This window comes from Phytoactinopolyspora endophytica (assembly GCF_004138495.1).
Classification (GTDB): domain Bacteria; phylum Actinomycetota; class Actinomycetes; order Jiangellales; family Jiangellaceae; genus Phytoactinopolyspora; species Phytoactinopolyspora endophytica.
In genome coordinates this window covers 32654-33599 of sequence record NZ_ML142866.1, presented here as the reverse complement: position 1 = coordinate 33599, position 946 = coordinate 32654, and the positions used below count along the sequence as shown (strand labels likewise).

The window sequence follows — 946 nt, the reverse complement described above, 5'->3', positions numbered from 1 at the left end:
ACGCGTAGCGGTACGTGTCGACCGGCTCCGTCGGAGTGGCGTACAGCTCGAACTCTTCGTTGTCGGTGCCGATCCCGGTGACCAGCCGGTAGGTGGTCAAGAACGCCCGGCGCAGGCCCGGCCGCGCGGTCTGACTATCGAGGCGCGTCTCGACGAGCTCGCCGTCACGCGCGTCCAGGGTGATCCGTGTGTCGCCGTCGAGCAGCAGGTCGGGCCGAGCGGCGAGGGTGATGCTGCCGGCGTATGGATCGTCCGGGTCTGCGGTGAAGATCGTGCTGTTCAGGTCGTACCGCCCGGCGGGCAGCCGGAGGGTGACCGGCTCGCCCGGAATCTCCAGGTCACGGAGTAGTTCGGCCTGCAGGTCACCAAGGATCGCCGTGGTCCACGCCGGGTCGCCGTTGCGGTCGACCGCGTCGATGGTGAGGTCGTAGGATTCGACCTCCTTGACCACACCGATCGGGGTCGTGATGACCGGCTCACCGGAGGATTCGCCGCTGACCCAGCCGCTGTAGGCGCCGTCCGGTGCCGGAACGGACGTGTCGGCGGTGACTGTGACCTCGGAACTGCCGCCGGCCGGGATGGTGATCTCCGCGGGCGTAACGGTGAAGATGCCGTCGGGCGCAGCCGTGCCGTCGTCGTGCAGGGTGGTGACGGACAGATCGAGGGTGGTCGGCTCGTCGCCGGAGTTGACGTAGGTGAGGGTCCTGACGATCGGCTCGTCATCATCGTGCGGCCACGAGGCCAGCCCCATGCTCAGGCTGGCGGGCGAGGCCACCAGCTCCTGTGCGACGGCGCGTCCCGCGTCGACCCGGCCCGCACCCTGCTGGAACGCGCCCAGCATGGGGTGGGGGACCGCGCTTCCCTGCATCGCGGACACCAGCTCCTGAGCGGTCCACTCCGGGTGCTGTTCGACCAGAAGGGCGGCGACGCCGGCCACGTGGGGCGC

General features: G+C 69.9%; 1 pseudogene. It reads right to left on the bottom strand.

Annotation, left to right across the window (positions count from 1 at the left end):
* A pseudogene (locus ELR45_RS27085) lies at positions 1-946 on the bottom strand (peptidase S8); the annotation flags it as partial.